Source organism: Bacillus sp. NPDC094077 (assembly GCF_050279465.1).
GTDB lineage: Bacteria > Bacillota > Bacilli > Bacillales > Bacillaceae_G > Bacillus_A.
Genome location: NZ_JBNNUF010000003.1, coordinates 407,446 through 425,400, shown reverse-complemented (window position 1 = coordinate 425,400; position 17,955 = coordinate 407,446). Strand labels below are relative to the sequence as shown.

General features: G+C 33.4%; 15 protein-coding genes and 3 pseudogenes. 12 read left to right on the top strand and 6 right to left on the bottom strand.

Annotated features, from left to right (window positions below; genetic code table 11):
• Nucleotides 1–20 precede the first annotated feature (20 nt).
• From ACQKNR_RS10915 to ACQKNR_RS10905, 3 genes are all read right to left on the bottom strand, one after another.
• Nucleotides 21–935 (bottom strand): superoxide dismutase, encoded by a 915-nt coding sequence (locus ACQKNR_RS10915; RefSeq protein ID WP_427317717.1) that lies wholly within the window; start codon nt 933–935, stop codon nt 21–23.
• Between the two features lie 105 nt (nt 936–1,040).
• The gene (locus tag ACQKNR_RS10910) at nt 1,041–1,532 is read right to left on the bottom strand and encodes a YpuI family protein (protein WP_427317715.1); all 492 of its coding nucleotides are present in this window, start codon (nt 1,530–1,532) and stop codon (nt 1,041–1,043) included.
• A 22-nt stretch (nt 1,533–1,554) separates the two neighbouring features.
• The gene (locus ACQKNR_RS10905; protein WP_427317714.1) at nt 1,555–1,944 is read right to left on the bottom strand and encodes a hypothetical protein; all 390 of its coding nucleotides are present in this window, start codon (nt 1,942–1,944) and stop codon (nt 1,555–1,557) included.
• 185 nt (nt 1,945–2,129) lie between these two features.
• On the opposite strand from ACQKNR_RS10905, the gene mprF reads away from it, so the two are divergent.
• Nucleotides 2,130–4,709, top strand: a complete 2,580-nt coding sequence (mprF, locus tag ACQKNR_RS10900) for a bifunctional lysylphosphatidylglycerol flippase/synthetase MprF (protein WP_427317712.1) — start codon at nt 2,130–2,132, stop codon at nt 4,707–4,709.
• A 4-nt stretch (nt 4,710–4,713) separates the two neighbouring features.
• On the opposite strand, the gene ACQKNR_RS10895 is transcribed toward mprF, so the two are convergent.
• On the bottom strand, nt 4,714–5,502 hold the full coding sequence (locus ACQKNR_RS10895) for a hypothetical protein (RefSeq protein WP_427317711.1): 789 nt from the start codon (nt 5,500–5,502) through the stop codon (nt 4,714–4,716).
• Between the two features lie 175 nt (nt 5,503–5,677).
• Between ACQKNR_RS10895 and deoD the strand changes: the two genes are divergently transcribed.
• The 4 genes from deoD to ACQKNR_RS10875 all read left to right on the top strand — a co-directional run bounded on the left by deoD (nt 5,678) and on the right by ACQKNR_RS10875 (nt 9,309).
• Entirely contained in the window at nt 5,678–6,385 is a 708-nt protein-coding gene (deoD, locus tag ACQKNR_RS10890; protein ID WP_427317709.1) for a purine-nucleoside phosphorylase, read from the top strand.
• Between the two features lie 158 nt (nt 6,386–6,543).
• Nucleotides 6,544–8,355, top strand: a complete 1,812-nt coding sequence (locus ACQKNR_RS10885; protein WP_427317707.1) for an ATP-binding protein — start codon at nt 6,544–6,546, stop codon at nt 8,353–8,355.
• Nucleotides 8,356–8,462: 107 nt separating this feature from the next.
• A complete protein-coding gene (locus tag ACQKNR_RS10880; protein WP_193411403.1) occupies nt 8,463–8,993 on the top strand; it encodes a tyrosine-type recombinase/integrase in 531 nt (176 codons plus the stop codon).
• A gap of 121 nt (nt 8,994–9,114) precedes the next feature.
• Entirely contained in the window at nt 9,115–9,309 is a 195-nt protein-coding gene (locus ACQKNR_RS10875) for a DUF3924 domain-containing protein (protein WP_001094864.1), read from the top strand.
• A gap of 211 nt (nt 9,310–9,520) precedes the next feature.
• Here ACQKNR_RS10875 and ACQKNR_RS10870 read toward each other — a convergent pair whose 3' ends face one another.
• The gene (locus tag ACQKNR_RS10870; RefSeq protein ID WP_427317704.1) at nt 9,521–10,366 is read right to left on the bottom strand and encodes a DUF72 domain-containing protein; all 846 of its coding nucleotides are present in this window, start codon (nt 10,364–10,366) and stop codon (nt 9,521–9,523) included.
• A gap of 160 nt (nt 10,367–10,526) precedes the next feature.
• Here ACQKNR_RS10870 and ACQKNR_RS10865 point away from each other — a divergent pair.
• From ACQKNR_RS10865 to ACQKNR_RS10835, 7 genes and pseudogenes are all read left to right on the top strand, one after another.
• Nucleotides 10,527–11,800, top strand: a pseudogene (locus tag ACQKNR_RS10865) (ATP-binding protein).
• 98 nt (nt 11,801–11,898) lie between these two features.
• Nucleotides 11,899–12,167 (top strand): annotated as a pseudogene (locus tag ACQKNR_RS10860) (sulfotransferase family 2 domain-containing protein); the annotation flags it as partial.
• Nucleotides 12,168–12,398: 231 nt separating this feature from the next.
• Nucleotides 12,399–12,782 carry a GntR family transcriptional regulator gene (locus ACQKNR_RS10855; RefSeq protein WP_193411407.1) on the top strand — a complete coding sequence of 128 codons (384 nt, stop codon included), beginning with the start codon at nt 12,399–12,401 and terminating at the stop codon, nt 12,780–12,782.
• On the top strand, nt 12,779–13,645 hold the full coding sequence (locus ACQKNR_RS10850) for an ABC transporter ATP-binding protein (protein WP_427317702.1): 867 nt from the start codon (nt 12,779–12,781) through the stop codon (nt 13,643–13,645). Before ACQKNR_RS10855 ends, ACQKNR_RS10850 begins: the two co-directional genes overlap by 4 nt.
• Nucleotides 13,635–14,282 (top strand): ABC-2 transporter permease, encoded by a 648-nt coding sequence (locus ACQKNR_RS10845; protein ID WP_427317700.1) that lies wholly within the window; start codon nt 13,635–13,637, stop codon nt 14,280–14,282. The genes ACQKNR_RS10850 and ACQKNR_RS10845 overlap by 11 nt, the downstream gene beginning before the upstream one ends.
• 317 nt (nt 14,283–14,599) lie before the next feature.
• A pseudogene (locus ACQKNR_RS10840) lies at nt 14,600–14,971 on the top strand (Gly-Xaa-Xaa repeat protein); the annotation flags it as partial.
• 216 nt (nt 14,972–15,187) lie between these two features.
• Entirely contained in the window at nt 15,188–15,616 is a 429-nt protein-coding gene (locus ACQKNR_RS10835) for a hypothetical protein (protein WP_427317698.1), read from the top strand.
• A gap of 141 nt (nt 15,617–15,757) precedes the next feature.
• Here ACQKNR_RS10835 and ACQKNR_RS10830 read toward each other — a convergent pair whose 3' ends face one another.
• Nucleotides 15,758–17,800 carry a transglycosylase domain-containing protein gene (locus ACQKNR_RS10830; protein ID WP_427317696.1) on the bottom strand — a complete coding sequence of 681 codons (2,043 nt, stop codon included), beginning with the start codon at nt 17,798–17,800 and terminating at the stop codon, nt 15,758–15,760.
• Between the last annotated feature and the right edge of the window lie 155 nt (nt 17,801–17,955).

Here is a 17,955-nt window from a genome sequence, read left to right as displayed (position 1 = left end):
AAGACGCAGAGAATATGCGTCTAATACGGGGTCCATTCAATTTGTTTCGCACTTTCAAATCTTTTTTCTACATCAGGCCAATTTACAACATTCCACCAGTTTTTAATATATTCATCTTTTCGATTTTGGTATTGTAAATAATACGCATGTTCCCATACATCTAGTACAAGGAGGGGTATCGTATCCCATTGTGTAAATAATTGATGAAGTGTACTCTGTAAAATTTCTAACCTTCCAGATCGGGGGACCCAAACGAGAATCGCCCAGCCTGAACCTTCCACTTTAGAAGCTGCTTCTGTGAAATGTTTTTGAAAACGTAAAAAACTCCCAAAATCTTGTTCGATTCGTTGTGAAAGAGCACCTCTTGGACTTCCACCACCAGCTTTTTTCATATTATTCCAAAATATCGTGTGTAAGTAATGACCTGATCCATGAAAAGCCGCTTCTCTTTCCCAATGCTTAATTAAATCAAATTGATTTGTTTTTCTCGCTTCTTCCATCATCTTCTCTGCTTTATTTAATCCTTCTACGTAACTGCGATGATGTTTATCATGGTGTAACATCATAATTTCTCTAGAAATATACGGTTCTAACGCATTATACGGATAAGGTAATGGAGGAAGTGTATGCCCTCCAATTGGAACTGCTCGTTCACCATCCCCTCTTTCATATAGTTCATATTCCTCTTCTTCCTGCATAAACACTTCCTGTAAATGATGCTGAATATGTTCTACATCATCGCTTATTTCATACATAAACTCCGCATCTGTTTCGTACTCATGCTCTTTCATACGCTCTAATAACGTTTGAATTTTATAAGCAAGCATATGGACATCATACACTTCCATTGCGCGACTATCTAATACGTGAAGAACACTTTCACACCAACTTTCTACTTCATGAAAGTAATTTGTAAATACACCTTGCTGATTCATGTTACACCTCCCTAATGCTATCCACTTAACTATATTCAATGAAAATCCCTTATATAACTGTACAAAAGGAAAAGAAGCTAAGTCCCCTTAGCTTCTTTTCCTCAATCAATATTTGTGTAACATCTTCGTTTGGTAATCTGTCTCATAATATTCTAATTCTTCACGCATCACTTGAAATTTACCTTCTAAATTCTTCATCACTTGCTCTATAGATGCAGGTGGTGTTTGTTGAAAAACGATAGAATTTTTTCCTGTATATGCAGACCGACTATTTTCATACCAATGATCACTTTTCGGTGAAAAAAACTCTGCAATTACTTGATGATAAATCTTATATAAAATTTTTTCAGCTGCAGTTTTTCGAAATGGCTGGCTATTCAACAAAACGAAACATGCATCATGTCCTTCTTCGCAAAAAACGAGAAGACGTCTCATTGATGCTAATAACCCTTTATAATATTGCTCGTTCCCAGTTGGTGTCTCTTCTAATAAAGAAGGCAACGTATGATAATTTACATAATTGGTTATCAAAGTAATAGCACCTTCTAAAAATATAGAAACTTGTTCTGTTTGATTTTCAACCATCAAATTAGACATTTCTTCTCTCTCCTTTGCCATTTCACGCTATTTCTACTCTTTTATTTTTATGTAATTCAGCCATTATTTCTTGTACTTTCAACACTGTTCCCTTATCAAAATATTGTTTAAATTCTTCTATATTATTTAGATACAAACGTTTTCGCGCACAAAGTTCCTTATTTTTCACTAAACAACATATCGCTACAATATCCCGCAAATATATGTCTTGTTCTTCTACTTTACATACCGGATTTCCTTCAAAAGGAGGAACTTCTTGTAAAACTTCTTCAAAATATCGAACGTATAAAACCGAAAAAGTTTTCTCTTTATCATTTAATATATATGTCACTTCAGATCTGTTAAAAAAATCTTCTGATGTATTAGGTTTTGCTTTCTCTAACTCATACCCCGCATAACCTATTATAATCATATACTTCCCCTCTCTTCCTTCTTCTACCTTATTTTAACTTAATTTTCTGACAAACAAAATATTCTTTTAAATATACCTATATAAAAAATAGCTTCCCTATACAGGAATTTACCTTTTTATTTTTCTTGAAGTTTGTCATAATAATATTATTGTCTCAGTTTTCTTATACAAGGAGAGTTGTATTTATGTCGTTTTCATGGAAACGTTTCTTACAAATTGGGAAAATCATCTTCCCATTTGTTGTATTAACAATTGTATTCTTTCAGGCAAAAAAAGAATTAGCAGGCATTTCTTTTTTAGAAGCGATTGATACAATTAAAAACATTCCAACTGGAGGAGTCTTTTTAGCAATTACACTTGGTGCATTTGCTGTATCAACAATGTTCTTTTATGACTATGTTATGCTTCGTTACTTAAAAGCTGATATACCTGTCCAAAAGATTTTCCGTATTTCATGGATTGCTAATACTTTAAATGGATTTATTGGATTTGGTGGTCTCGTTGGAGCTGGTGTACGTACAATGCTTTATCGTCCATACATAAAAGAAAATGGAAAACTTATTAAAAGTATCGCCTGGATGACAACCGCCTTTATTAACGGATTAGCCATTCTTTCATTCCTTGGTCTTATCGGAATATTAGACACGAGATTTATTTTACATGAAAAACCGTGGCTATGGCCTGTTCTGATCTTCTTTGCTCTTTTCGTCCCTATATACATTGGCTTTTCTAAACTTAAAAATAGAAAAACAACGCTAATCGAAGGGCAAGAGGAGGAAGAAAAAAATCCAACTGTTTTATACTCATTAGTTTCATTAGTTGAATGGGTATCTGCCGGTATCGTTATGTACGTCATTTTAATACTATTTGGAATCGAAATTGACTTTCAAAAGTTTTTAGGTGTGTATGTAATTGCTGCTTTAGCTGGCGTCGTTAGTCTTGTACCTGGTGGACTTGGTTCATTTGATCTTGTCTTCTTAACTGGGCTAGGACAATATGGCGTCGATACAGGTGTATTACTGCCTGCTATGTTATTATATCGTCTCGTCTATTATATCTTACCGTTCTGCCTTGGTCTCATTTTTGCGGCTTTTGAAATGACAGGAGTGGCAATTAAAAAGTTTGAAGATAAACCTTTTATTGCGCCTGCATTAGAAACAACTGGTGTTATATGGACTTTGCAGCGTGATTTTTTAGGAAAGCTAGGTTCATGGGCATCTGCTGCTTTAACAGTATTTACTGGCTTAATGGTTATTTTATCGACCATTCTACCAACAAGTATAAACCGGGCACATGCCTTACATATTCTAGCTCCAAAGCATCTGATTCAATTCTCTTTTAGCTTATCGTTAACGTTCGGTATTCTCCTCCTCATTCTTTCACGGGGGATATATTACGGAACAAAACGTTCTTATTATATGACGATTGTTTCTTTAATTGGAGCGGCTATCTTTAATACGCTAAAAGGAATTGATATCGAAGAAACATTTATTTTATTAATCGTACTCGCTGTATTATATATGCTTCGAAAAAGATTTGTACGCGAGAAAATGGAAGTCTCACTTTCTGATATCGTAAAAGTTTTTATATTCTTACTTGTAACGTTATATTTATATAAAAACTTAGGTATTTTATTTGCAGGTGCAAAAGAAGCTTTTAAACCAGATTTTGTCGTTCGTAATATTACACAAGTGGAACGAAGTGCATTAGCAGCTGCCTTTTTCGTTCCTACTTTTTTACTGATTGGCTCACTTATTGCCAATCGTTATCGAAATGAATTTCCCGGGCAACCAGCAAATGATAAAAGGTTGCAAAACTTTTTAGATGAACACGGCGGAAATGTACTTAGTCATTTAGGTTTTTTAGGAGATAAACAATTCTTCTTCAGTAGTGATGGGAAAGCGCTCCTTCTCTTCTCCATAACTGGGAAACGTCTTGTGGTACTAGGTGATCCAATTGGTGATCCTTCCTCCTACCGTACTGTGTTGCAAGAGTTTTTAGCTGAGGCTGATCGATTTGGATATATTTGTGTATTCTACCAAATTGAAAGTAAGTGGATGAGTTTATACCATGATTTTGGTTATAACTTCTTTAAGCTTGGTGAAGAAGCTGTCGTTGATTTAAATACATTTACAATAACAGGAAAGAAACGCGCTGGTATGCGAGCGACTTTCAACCGTTTTGAAAGAGAAGGCTATACATTCTCTATTCACCAGCCACCGTTCTCAGACGAATTATATGAAGAGTTGAGAAAAGTTTCCGATGCGTGGCTCGGCGGAAAAAAAGAGAAAGGTTTTTCACTCGGATACTTCGATCGTGAGTATATTAGCCGTGCTCCTATCGCTACATTATCTGATGCAGATGGAAAAATTATTGCATTCACAACCTTTATGCCCGTATATCAAAACGGATCATTGTCTGTTGATTTAATGCGATATTATCCAGACGCGCCAAGCGGAATTATGGACGCAATTTTCATCCACTTATTCCAATGGGCAAAAGAAAATGAATACCACTCCTTTAATATTGGTATGGCACCACTTTCAAATGTAGGTTTATCGACACAATCTTTCTGGTCTGAACGAGTTGCGGCTGCAATCTTTAATAACGTTCGTTATACGTATAGTTTCAGCGGATTACGACATTTTAAAGAAAAATATAAACCAGCATGGAGCGGTAAATATTTAGCATTTAGGAAGAATCACTCTTTACCAATAACAATGCTCTCTGTAACAAAACTAATAGGAAAAAGAAAAAACAGCTAAACTCTTAGCTGTTTTTTCTTTTTTGAACTTGTACGATAAACTCCTTCTCATACTTCTTACCATTTATATAAAAAGTTCCCCACATTTTATACGTACCTTCGACAGGAAATGTAATACGATATTGTAATTGCTCATCCGTATCAACAGGCATGGCGTATAAAAAGTTTTCCCTCGTTTCATCCACGATATAGAGAGCTTCCACTTCTCCTCTCTCTGAATGTAATTTCAATTTTTCACCCTTTTTCGCTTGAAACTGAAATGTTAAAGTCGCTGGCTCATTCGGATGTAATGCACCAAATAAGAGAGAAACTTCATACTCTCCTATTTTTTTTGTAAGTACGTTATCAATTGGAAATTTCACTTTTTTCTTATTTTTCTCTTCTTTTTCTCTCCCAAAATCTTTCTTAGCGAATGATTCCACTGACTTATCTTTGTCTTCATATAAAAAGATTGTATACCCTTCATCTTTCGCTATTTTGGAAGATAGCTTATATGATCCATTCCCTGCAAATGTAGGTTTCATTTGTTGTACATGTTTTAACTGTCCATCTACAATCACAGCCCGAATTTGATCATTTACACCACGAACTTCATTATTCTTTTTATTTAGTAGTTGAAACAAAATATCTACTTTCTCATTTCCCTTTCCATTTGATACATCCCATTTTACTTCCTGAACATCTCCTACCGTCTCTACGGTTTCTTGATATTTTTTTATGTAAAATCCTCCCGCCACAATAAACAACAAGGCAACAAGTCCAATGACAAGATTTTTCAAAACATCACCTACCATTTTTATTGTCTCTGTTCATACAAAACTTCTTACATATATATTCTAGATTATGATTTATGAAATCCTCCTGTTTTACACATATTATAAATAATAAAAAGATTTTAATTGAACGGATTCGTAGTGTATAATTCAAATGATATTGATTTCTATCGATACATTATAAGGAGGACTTTTCATGAGTGTACATATTGAAGCAAAACAAGGCGAAATCGCTGAATCTATTCTATTACCTGGTGATCCATTACGTGCAAAATATATCGCTGAAACATTTCTAGAGGACGTTACTTGCTATAATAACGTGCGTGGTATGTTAGGGTTCACTGGAACTTATAAAGGAAAACGTGTATCTGTTCAAGGTACAGGTATGGGTGTTCCTTCTATTTCTATTTATGTAAACGAATTAATCCAAAGCTACGGAGTTAAAAATTTAATTCGCGTTGGAACTTGTGGTGCAATTCAAAAAGACGTAAAAGTACGTGACGTTATTATTGCAATGACAGCTTGTACCGATTCTAATATGAACCGTTTAACATTCCCAGGTTTTGATTTTGCACCAGCTGCAAACTTTGACCTTTTAAAGAAAGCTTACGATGCAGGAACTGAAAAAGGGTTACACGTTCGTGTTGGTAACGTTTTAACAGCAGATGTATTTTATCGTGAAAGCATGGAGATGGTTAAAAAACTTGGAGATTACGGCGTATTAGCAGTAGAGATGGAAACAACTGCCCTTTACACATTAGCAGCAAAATATGGTGTAAATGCATTATCTGTATTAACAGTAAGCGATCACATCTTCACTGGCGAAGAAACAACATCTGAAGAGCGTCAAACTACATTTAACGAGATGATTGAAATCGCTTTAGATGCAGCAATTCAGCAATAACACATTAAAGAACTCGTCATACGTCTGTCGAGTTCTTTTTTTATGTGACTTTTTATAAAAAACTACTTTAGAAAGAGACAGATTTCTCCCTCTACTTTCTTGTAACGTTTGTTATAATAAAGAAATCATTTACAGTATTTCTCATAAGAGGTGAAGCAATGAAAAACAGAAGTATCGTCTTTAAACTATTTTTATTAACATCAACATTATTTACAATCATATTCCTCCTCTTTTTCCTAGGACAATCTCTATTTTTAGAGAAGTTTTATATTAATAAAAAAGTGAAAACCGTTCAAACTGCTTTTGAAAAATTCGTAAATAATTACGAAAAAAGCGATAAAAGCTATGAGGAAATTAGAAAACTAAAACAAGAATTTCATGATAAAACAAATGCTGACATGCAATTTTTAGATTCTAATGGCATTATTAAAAGTGAAAACAATTTCTACATTGATGTAATTAATCCTAACAATAATAAAACGTATTCCATTCCACTCAATAATATTTTAACACCCGAAGAATATAATAAATTCGAAAATTTAGGTTTAAAAAAAGATGTAATAATCAATGTCGATGGAATCGTACAAGGGAATATAATAACACCACAAAAATTAGGAACGAATTATAATCAATGGCAGAACGAATATTTCTATTCAGATTTCCAGTCAATTAATGGTAACTCTTCTAAAAATAGACCTACAAGCCGATACAAATCTACAACTCGGATCGTTTTTACAGGTGTTATATCTAAGTTACAGCTCCCATCGAAAGCTGAGGTTCGTCTTGCAAATGATATTGAAACATTACAAGCCGTTCAATATTTTGCAGATATTATTAGAGATGGCACTTCTAACTCGCAGCAATTAAACTCTTTTATATTAGATGGCGGAGAGAATATAAAAAATAGCGTCTTTGTAAAACCTATTATGGAAGACGGAAAGATTACAGAATACGCTTTTGCAATAGCATCTTTACAGCCTGTGAATGAAGCGATGCTCGTTTTAAAAGATTATTATGTTTATGCCTTAATCATCGTGTTTCTCGTGATTATTTTATTATCCTTCTACTACTCAAAGATCATTGTGAAACCATTAATTAAGATTAATCGCGTTACAAAAAAAATGGCTAATTTTGATTTTAGCGAGAAATTACCTGTTGCAGCAGACGATGAAATTGGCGGACTTTCCAGTAGTATTAATACATTATCTGTAAACTTAAAAGACCGAATCGATCGATTAAATGTTGCCAATACAAAATTACAACAAGATATTGAACGTGAACGTCAATTAGAAAAAACGAGGAAAGAATTCATTTCTGGTGTATCCCATGAATTAAAAACACCACTCAGTGTAATTAGGAGTTTTGCAGAAGGAATTCAAGATGGTGTTAGTAAAGATACAACGTATTATACAGATGTTATTTTAGAAGAAACAGAAAATATGAACAGGCTTATTGTTGAAATGTTAGAATTAGCAAAACTAGAATCTGGTACGTATAAACTAGAAATGACGACATTCTCCATCGGTGAATTAATTCAACAAATCCATACAAAGTTATTATTTAGCATGGAGGAAAAGCATTTACAAGTGGACGTCGATGCAGACTCTGCTATATTTGTTAAAGCGAATCGTAGTCGTATTGAGCAAGTAGTTGTGAACTTATTGAGCAATGCAATTCGCTATACGCCAGATGGAGAAAAAATACAAGTCTCTGTTGTAGAAACGGAAGATACAGTAAAAGTCGAAATCGAGAATACAGGAAATCCTATCCCAGAAGAAAGTCTTGAAAAAATTTGGGATCGCTTCTATCGTTTAGATGCATCACGTAGTCGTCATACTGGAGGTACCGGTCTCGGATTATCTATTGTAAAAAACATTTTAGATCTCCATCATGCCGAGTACGGTGTATATAATACGACTAATAGCGTTGTATTCTATTTCAATTTACAAAAAGTAAAAGAAGTCAAATAATTTGTCTTAATTTCACTAGGAGTTCACATGAAATTCACACTCTCCCTTTATAGTAAGAAACAAGTTAATCCTTTCCTTTACACATATAAAAGAGGAGAGTGCGTGAAATGAAACAAGCAGGACAACCTATTCAAAATGAAAAACAATTAGAAACTATCAAAAATATACTTTTAGAATCTTCGAAACGTGATGGCTTATTATTCGTATTAGCTGTAAATTCTGGCTTAAAAGTAAGTGAAATCTTACAATTAAAAGTTAGTGATGTAATCGATGAAAATGAAAATGTTCGCCATTCCATTTTATTTTACAACGAAAAAGTAAAGAAACATAAATGGTTTGCTGTAAATGAAGACTTACAGCACGCAATCGAAGACTACATGAAAGAACGTAAAACTTGGAAACGTAATGAACCATTATTAAAGTCTCAAAAGGGAACAAAATCTATTACGAGACAACATGCATGGTACATTTTAAACAAAGCTGCAAAAGAAGTTGGATTAGAAGGGATTAGCTCACATACACTTCGAAAAACTTGGGGCTATTGTGCATACAAATCAGGTGTTGATATTGCATTTTTACAACACTTCTTTGATCATAGTACTCCATCAAAAACTTTAAAGTATATCGGTATTGCTTAATACCTCTTATACATAAAAAAGGTTACCATTAAAAAATTTGGTAACCTTTTTTATGTTTCATATTCTCTTTTCTTGTCTCTCTTATATTGTAGTGGTACTCTAATAATAAGGGGGAGAAATTATGAACACACTTACTATTGAATTACCACAAGAAACGGCTGAAAAACTTGATTTATTAAAGCAAGCTTACGAAAAGAAAACAGGTGCTACCATTTCTGAAAGCACCCTTGTTCAAACACTTATCTCAAAAGAATTTATCCAAGCGATAACTCCTTTTGATTTACAACAATTCATCAACGGAAAAGAACAGCATTAATGCTGTTCTTTTTATATTTCTACTCAAAATATAAAAAGTTTTTTACTTATTTTTCGAAAAACCATTGACAATGATAATGATAACCATTATCATTTATTACGAAGCCAACAATTGATGAATCAACCAAACGCTCAGTAACATTGTTACCCCTCTTTTTCATATAGAAAGGCACTGTACATTCCCCCTGTTTGTACAGTGCCTTTCTTGTTTATCATTCAAATAAATTTAATTGCTCGGGCTTCGGCTCACCATATGTAATGTTCATCATTTTCATAAGCTGTTTCGCATTATCCGCTGCATCCCCACCTGAATTATTGTTAAATAGTACGTATATGTCCTTTGTCTTCTTTTTTAATTGCTCTAGTCGTTCTATCCATTCTTCCAATTCTTTATTGTTGTAGCGATATAAACAGCGAACCGCCCTCCAATTTTCTCCTTTTTCCAGCCACCCATGAACATTCCGACCATGAAAACGTATTAACGTCATGTCTGAATTCGTTCCTTCTAACACGAGTGGTACTGAGCCTATTCCCGCCTGTGGCTCATCACAAATTGTATGAATCCATTTTTCCTGTTCTAAAAATTGTAGCGTCTTATCTCTCACTTCTGGATAAAACCATGTTTGATTTCGAAACTCTATTGCACACGGTAGATCTTCCATCTTTTCTTTCGTATATCGAAGGAAATCTACATTTTTCTTTTTGCAATCAAACCATGGTGGATATTGAAATAAAATCATTTTTAATTTATTCGCTTCTATTAAAGGAAGAACTGATTGTTTATACACATCACACATCTCATCGAATGTAGAAAAAGGAATTTCCCCTTTCATATGTCCTGTCATTCCTTGATATGCTTTTACGATAAAAGAAAAATCGGTCGGTGTTTCCATCGCCCATTTTGTATAATTTCGTGCAGGTTGCATCGCATAAAATGAACTATCCACTTCCACAATAGGAAAATATTCACTATATGTTCGTAATTTATTTCTATTTTCATAGGGATCTATATATAAAGAATTATGATCTCCCCACCCTGTCACTCCAATGAAAAGCAAACATATTCCTCCCTTTCTAACTTCATCTTTTATTCATTCTACTTACTCCCCAAACACTTCGGCTAATCAATTTCATTAAGTAGCCCTTTCTTTAAGAGTATCCGTATAAAAATATGATATACTATATGGAAGAATTTTTAAATTGAGGGGTTATTTATTTATGCTTCCAAACGATGTTATTGTATCTCATGAAAAACGAATAGAAGAACTAGAAAATAAATTACGTTTTTATGAAGAACTTGTGAATCAATTATCACATCATTTCACATATAAAAATCCACATATTGGTTTACAAATAAAGAAGACAAGAACAACCCATTCCATTCAAAACATACGAAAAGAGAATAAAGAGGCTGATTTTCAACTTACTTGCGATTCATTATTTTTATTTGAACAAATTGAAAAACACTTTGTTCATATTTTTGATGCTTTTTCACATCATGTAACCTTTATTGATAGTAAAGGGAATATTACTTTATGTAATCAAGCTGCTGCAGATGATTTTGGTGTAATACGAAATGATCTAATCGGAAAACCGATTCAACAATTACTGAACTTACCAGAAGAAAAAATTAAAGCTATTGAAACATTAAAGACGGGAACAGAAATATATAATGAAGAAGTTTTAGACAAAAACTACGGTATTATAAATAACCGAATTATTCGTGATTATAATGGAGAGATTTTTAGAGTTATTAGTGTCTTCCATTATTTAAACACAGAACGTGATGCAGAGAAATTTTCTTTAGCAGGACGAATTGCAGCCGGGATTGCACACGAAGTACGAAATCCTCTTACAACAGTACGGGGATACTTACAATTTTTACAAGAGAGTGTCTCACCGTCAAATAAAGAATTATTTAAAAACTTACTTATTCCTGAATTAGATCGGGCAAATAGTATCATTACAAAATTTTTAGCTATTTCAAAAACACGCGAATTTACAAGAGAACCGTTTCCCATTAATACCTTTTTACGTGAGTATATTCAACAGTTATTAGCTAGTGAAGTGTTCTTGCATAACATTTCAATTGATTATAATTTTTCTACCGAATTAGAAGGTGTACTTGTCAATATTGATCGTCATGAACTCGTACAAGTTTTTTTGAACTTATTTCAAAACGCTGTCGATGCTCGAGGTGAAAAACCTCTTTCTATTCAAATCACTAGTTATCGCCTAGATAACTTTGTTCGGATTACTTTCAAGGATAACGGAACCGGTATTCCTCCAGCTATTCAAGAGTATATCTTTGATCCGTTCTTCTCAACAAAAGATTCAGGAACAGGACTGGGCTTGTCAGTAACGAAGAAAATTATTCAAAATCATAACGGCACATTAAAAATGACTAGTAATCAAGACGGTACAACTTTCACTGTTTCTATTCCAATCCCCCCCAAAAAACCATGAAAGAAAGAATGAATCAATACAAATAATGGACTGTTCCACGAACTGCACACCAAGTGTTACAAAATATATAACACTTGGTGTGCAGTTTTTTATTCTAACCTATGCTTCTTTAAATGATATAAATGTTTCTCTTGAACATTTCTCTACTGAAATTAAAAATCTCGAAAAAGCATATCAATTAAAAACCTCCCCTTTACACATATGACTAAATCATGGCCCCATCAAAAAGACAAAGCCGTTTTTAAAGGTAACTATGCAGATGCTGATATTACCTACCCTCCATTCCCGCACCTTCCAACATATGATAGTTTTTATGACCATGAAACTATTCAATTAGTACAGGATATTTTTAATAAAGATTTCATCACATACAAATACCCATTAACCCCGTAAAAAAATAAGCGTTTTTTTCGTTTTATGGATATAAATTTATCTGAGCTTGATAGCCATGTGACGAGCCCCCTATAAAACCTTCGTTAAGGATATCCCTAAAATTAAAATTTAGGTGATTTTTGTAACAATATATCTTGTTAATCCATTTTTTATAACTTATAATATTCACTGTGTATGGTGTGTATATTGTATATCATATAACATAACACTCATCGATTGAGAGGTTGTTTAATGAAAATAATCTTAAGTAATGTATCAAATCAGCCTTTATATCAGCAGATAAAGGAACAGATTAAAGAATCAATATTTAACAATGAGTTGAAAGAAGGAGAACAATTGCCATCAATCCGCTTATTAGCTAACGACTTACATGTAAGTGTACTTACCACCAAAAGAGTCTATGCAGAACTAGAAGCAGAAGGTTTTATTGTTACTAGGATTGGCAAAGGTACCTATGTAGCACCTACAAACCTAGAGCTATTACTAGAATCTAAGCGCCGCATGGTGGAAGTCAAGCTCGCTGAAGTTTGTCAAATGGCTCGAAGTATAGGAATTCATGCAGATGATCTCCATTCGATACTGGACTTAATTTTAGAGGAGGAGAATGAAAAATGAATGCTGTATTAGAAGTGAATAATCTAAATAAAACTTACGACAATTTTTCATTAAAAGATGTTACTTTTTCACTTAACAAAGACTGTATAACAGGTTTTATTGGTACTAATGGCTCGGGGAAAACCACTACAATTAAAGCAATCCTTGGCCTCATCTTAAAAGATTCCGGAAAAATTAATTTTTTAGGAAAAGATATAGATAAAAATGAAAGAAAGTTCAAAAATAAAATTGGCATCGTGCTGGATGAGGGATATTTCTATGATGAATTAACATTGAAAGAAATGAAAAATGTGATTGCCCTTTCCTATACTGATTGGGATGAACCGGTTTTCTTAGCTTATATTAAACAGTTTAAATTAAATCTAAAACAGAAAATTTCTACCCTATCCAAAGGTATGCGGATGAAATTTGCAGTTGCATTAGCTCTATCCCACCACGCAGACCTATTAATAATGGATGAACCAACAAGTGGTTTGGATCCATTGGTACGGAGTGAATTGATGAACATTCTTCTGGATTTTATGAAGGAACCAGGGAAAAGTGTCTTTTTTTCCACTCATATTACCTCTGATTTAGATAAAGTTGCGGATATGCTTATTTTAATCGACGATGGAAAAATTTTAGTTAATGAGGAAAAAGATGTGTTAGTGGACACACATGCATTGGTAAAAGGAGACAATCAATTAATTAATGAACAAACAAAAAAACTTTTTTTAAATTTGTATCAATCTCAATACGGATTTGAGGGGATTACTCATAAAAAAGATGATGTGCGTCGACTCATGCCTGATGTATTGATGGAAAGACCAACTATAGAGAATATTATGCTTTCATATATTGGAGGTAATAATCATGTTAATTAACCTTGTAATGAAAGACTTTATGCTAGTTAAAAAATATTTCTTAATTCTACTCGTTTTTGCAGCTATCGCTCCTATTTATGTTTCTACACAAATACAGTTAAACGATGGCGGTCTTGTTGGCTTTCTTTTAACTGTGCTTTTGATGGAGCATATTTTGTTTGGTACGATATCCAAATTTGAGGATCAGTACAAGGGAGCCGCTTTACTTTGTGCAACTCCGTACACACGAAATGCATTTGTAAAAGCAAAGTATCTCTTTCTCTTTGTAATTTTCATTTGTGTCTCCCTCATCCGTATTATTACATCAATTATCATACCATCAGGTATAGAAAAACTCAGCGTTAACGCTCTTGGAATAACATTTTTAATTTTTAGTATTTTATTTGGTATTCTACTTCCTGTTCAATTTAAATTCGGTTATGACAAAACAAAAATTATATCATTTTTCACTGTCTTTTTAATACCTTTTGTCGCTCCTACTCTTATAAAGGGAGTTCAATCGATTCACATTGATTTTACAATCACATTTCCATTTCCACAAATTATTCAAGAATGGATGCCTTGTTTCATTTCACTAATCATTAGTCTTGTCTCAATGATTATATCTCTAAAGATATATGCAAAAAAGGATCTATAAGTAAATTTTAAATATAATAGGGATAGTTGTTAAAGGAAATATATGTAGTATCGTACAGATTCATTTCTTTTCAGCCATCCCTTTTAAAAATTTAAGTCCCCGTGTGATGTACCTTTTTCTTAATTAAGTAGATTTTATGGATATTAAAATAAACTAAGTCTTTAAATCATTAGGCTACAACTTTATGCCTCCTCTTACGGTCAGCTTATGGATTAATAATTAACTTACGGCCAATTTATGCTTCCCATTCTGTTGAATAATTAGACAATTATCTGCAAAAATAAGTGTTTTCTGGCCAACTTATAGGTAAAGTGACATTAGGAAATACGAATGCACAAACAGTATCACCGGGAAGCAATATACAATTCAATGAAACATTCGAATTAACAAACATCTCCTTTAACGTTTCTGATACTCTAACTGTTTTAGAAACTGGTATATACGATATTAGTTTCTCCGCATCTACAACCTTCCCAGGTTCTTCACCATTTGGTTTCGGTCTTTCATTTAACAGCCAACCACCTAGTCCTAATTTTTCAACTAACGTTATCGGTAGTGCGTTTTCTTTCTCAACAATTATTACTTTAACAGCTGGCACAACAATTTCCGTACAACCCACAGCAAACAAAATTTCCATTCCTAACACAGGCGAAACAACCGCTATACTTTCTGTCTTCCGAATTTACTAACCACAATTTTCAATAATATTTTGGAATGACCAAGCACATTTATAAATAATAGGTATGATCTTGATTGTCTATTAAATCTCTCTTTTAATAAAAAGGAGCACTTATTTGGGAGGATAAATGCTCCTTTTTTACGTTTCTTTACCTCAAATTTACTCTATCTTAATCCTCATTTTGTATGATAAATAATGAAGCCAATAACATGAAAGAGGGATGAAAATGAGAGTCATGTCACTAATACGTATTTGGATTGCTCTTATGGTATGCATTATTTTATGTGTAGGATTCTTTTTAACTCTAAAATATTCCACTATATCAAAAGCAGAGAGAAAAACAGTTCCATATAAACTTTTGTATACGAAACAAAACAACATCCCTTATTCCAATTCCACAAATAATGAAAAAAAAGTAATAAAAGGAATGCTTATTACGAAAACTTCTAGTTACGAAACTCTACTTCAAATTGCTGAAGCGATTAAAGATCAGTATACAAATAAAGGAATTGATGAAATTACGCTTTCTATCCATAATGAAAATAATGGTAGTTATGAAGAAGAATTGCCGTATGAACCTATTAGTAAAGGAAAGATAAGTATCACATACAATTCTCAATCCTTTGGCAGTACAAACCTTATACTTAACGAATGATATCATTATCCCGCTACTTGCGGGTATCTCATAAAAGCCCAATTGATGTGAGTTGATAATCAGCAGGGATGGGACCCGATTAAAGTTTCACTTTATTTTTCACGTAAAAAAGAGGCGAATTTGGTTATTCGCCTCTTTCTTTTACCAAAATGATGGAATCCATTCTTTCACTTTATCCAACCACTCTTGCTGATCTTTTTTTCTTTGTTGTTCCTCTTCTTTCTTTCTCTTCTCTTCTTCTTTTCTTCGTTTTTCTTCTTCAATTGTTTTCAATTGTTTTTTGTAGTCAGCCTCAGATATTAGCGATAATTGAAATGCTTTTTGAGCTGGGTTTGCATTTGCTTTTTTCATGATATCCCGGAACATCGTCGTCGTAATTTGACTACCCCCTGGGATATAATGCTCACTATCGGTTTTATCATATCCTACCCAAATCGCACCTACTAAATCTGGTGTGTATCCAACAAACCACGAATCCTTTGCACCATTGCTTGGACCATTTACAAGTTGAGTAGTCCCTGTCTTTCCTGCTGTATCAACTTGATTAACCTTCGCTTTTTCACCCGTTCCCTTTTCAACAACACCTTTTAATAAATATGTCATCTTTTGAGCAATTTTCTCACTCGTCACACGCGTCTCTTTCTTATACCATTTCCCAATTGTTTCCCCTTCAGCATTTTGAATTTCTCTAATTGCATGAGCTTCCACTTGAACACCATCATTTGCAAATGTACTATATGCTTGGGCCATTACAAATGGAGATGTACCTACATGCATCCCACCTAAAGCGATTGGATACGTACGATCTTCCGGCACTAACGGAATACCAAATCGCTCTAAAGATTTCAATCCTTTATCTAATCCTATTTGTTCTAACAGCCAAACAGCTGAAACATTATACGACTTTGCCACCGCTTCATACATTGTTACATTACCATGAAAGGTATGATCACTATTTTGCGGTTCATATTCTTTAATACTAAATGGTTCATCTTTTAATATATCGTATACTTCATACCCTTGTTCTAACGCTGGTACATATACAGCAAGAGGCTTTAACGTTGAACCAGGTTGTCTTTTTAATTGAGTCGCATGGTTAAATTGTAAAAACTGATATGGCCCTCTGCCCCCAATTAAAGCTGGAACACCACCTGTTTTTGGATTTATAAGGACGACACCAGTTTGCATAAGTTGGTCTGATCCACTATCTTTGAAATAACTATCGTTATTCACAACATCCTCTACAGCCTGTTGTTTTTTCGGATCAAGTTCTGTATAGATACGATAACCACCTGCTAAAATTTCATTTTGTGTTAATTCGTACTTATCCATTGCTTCTCTAACAATATAGTCTACATATTGAGAATATTTACCTTTGTATTTATCATCAACACCACGTTTTAATACAAGGCCGTCCTCTTTTTCTTTATTGTATTGTTCTTCAGAAATATATCCTTGTTCTTTCATTAAACTTAATACGACATTACGCCGTTCAATTGATTTATTAAAGTTTTTATAGGGCGAATACGCAGACGGCGCTTTAATCAAGCCTGCAATCGTTGCAGCTTCTGAAATTGATAAATCCTTTACATCTTTATCAAAATAAGATTTAGCTGCCCTTTTTATTCCCCAAGCACCTTCTCCAAAATAAATTTGATTCATATACATTTCAATAATTTCATCTTTTGAATAAGTACGTTCTATCTTTTTTGTTAAAAAGTATTCCTTTATTTTACGAGAGAATGTGCGGTCTTGTGTCAAAAATACATTTTTCGCAAGTTGTTGTGTAATTGTACTTCCCCCTGCTACAACTTCTCCTGCTGTAATATTTTTAAAAACCGCACTTATAATTCCACTATAATAAATGCCATGATGATTAAAAAACCCCTTATCTTCTACTGCAACAATTGCCTGAACCATAATGTCAGGAATATCTTTTCTTTTAACGCCTTCTGTTTTCGAAGAAGCTAATTTAGTCGCGACTTCATTATTTGCATCATAAATTAAAGTCGGTTGCGGAACAGCTTGTTTTAATTCAGATATGTCTTGAATGGAAATTATTATATTTATAGCAACAAATAGAATAACGAGCAAACTCCCCAATACAATTAATGAATTACGAAGTTTCTTCCTCTTATTGAACCACTCAAGCATTTTTTTTAAGTGAGTGTTCTTCAATTTCATTCGTTCACTTCCTTCGTTTGTTTACACTCTTCTTTTCAAAAGGAATAATATACCTCCTTTTGAATTTATTATAATAACGTAGTCGTTCCTATAGTGTAAAGCTTTTCTTTCACATTCATACTTTTTGCCCAAAAAGGACATTCTACAAGTAAGAT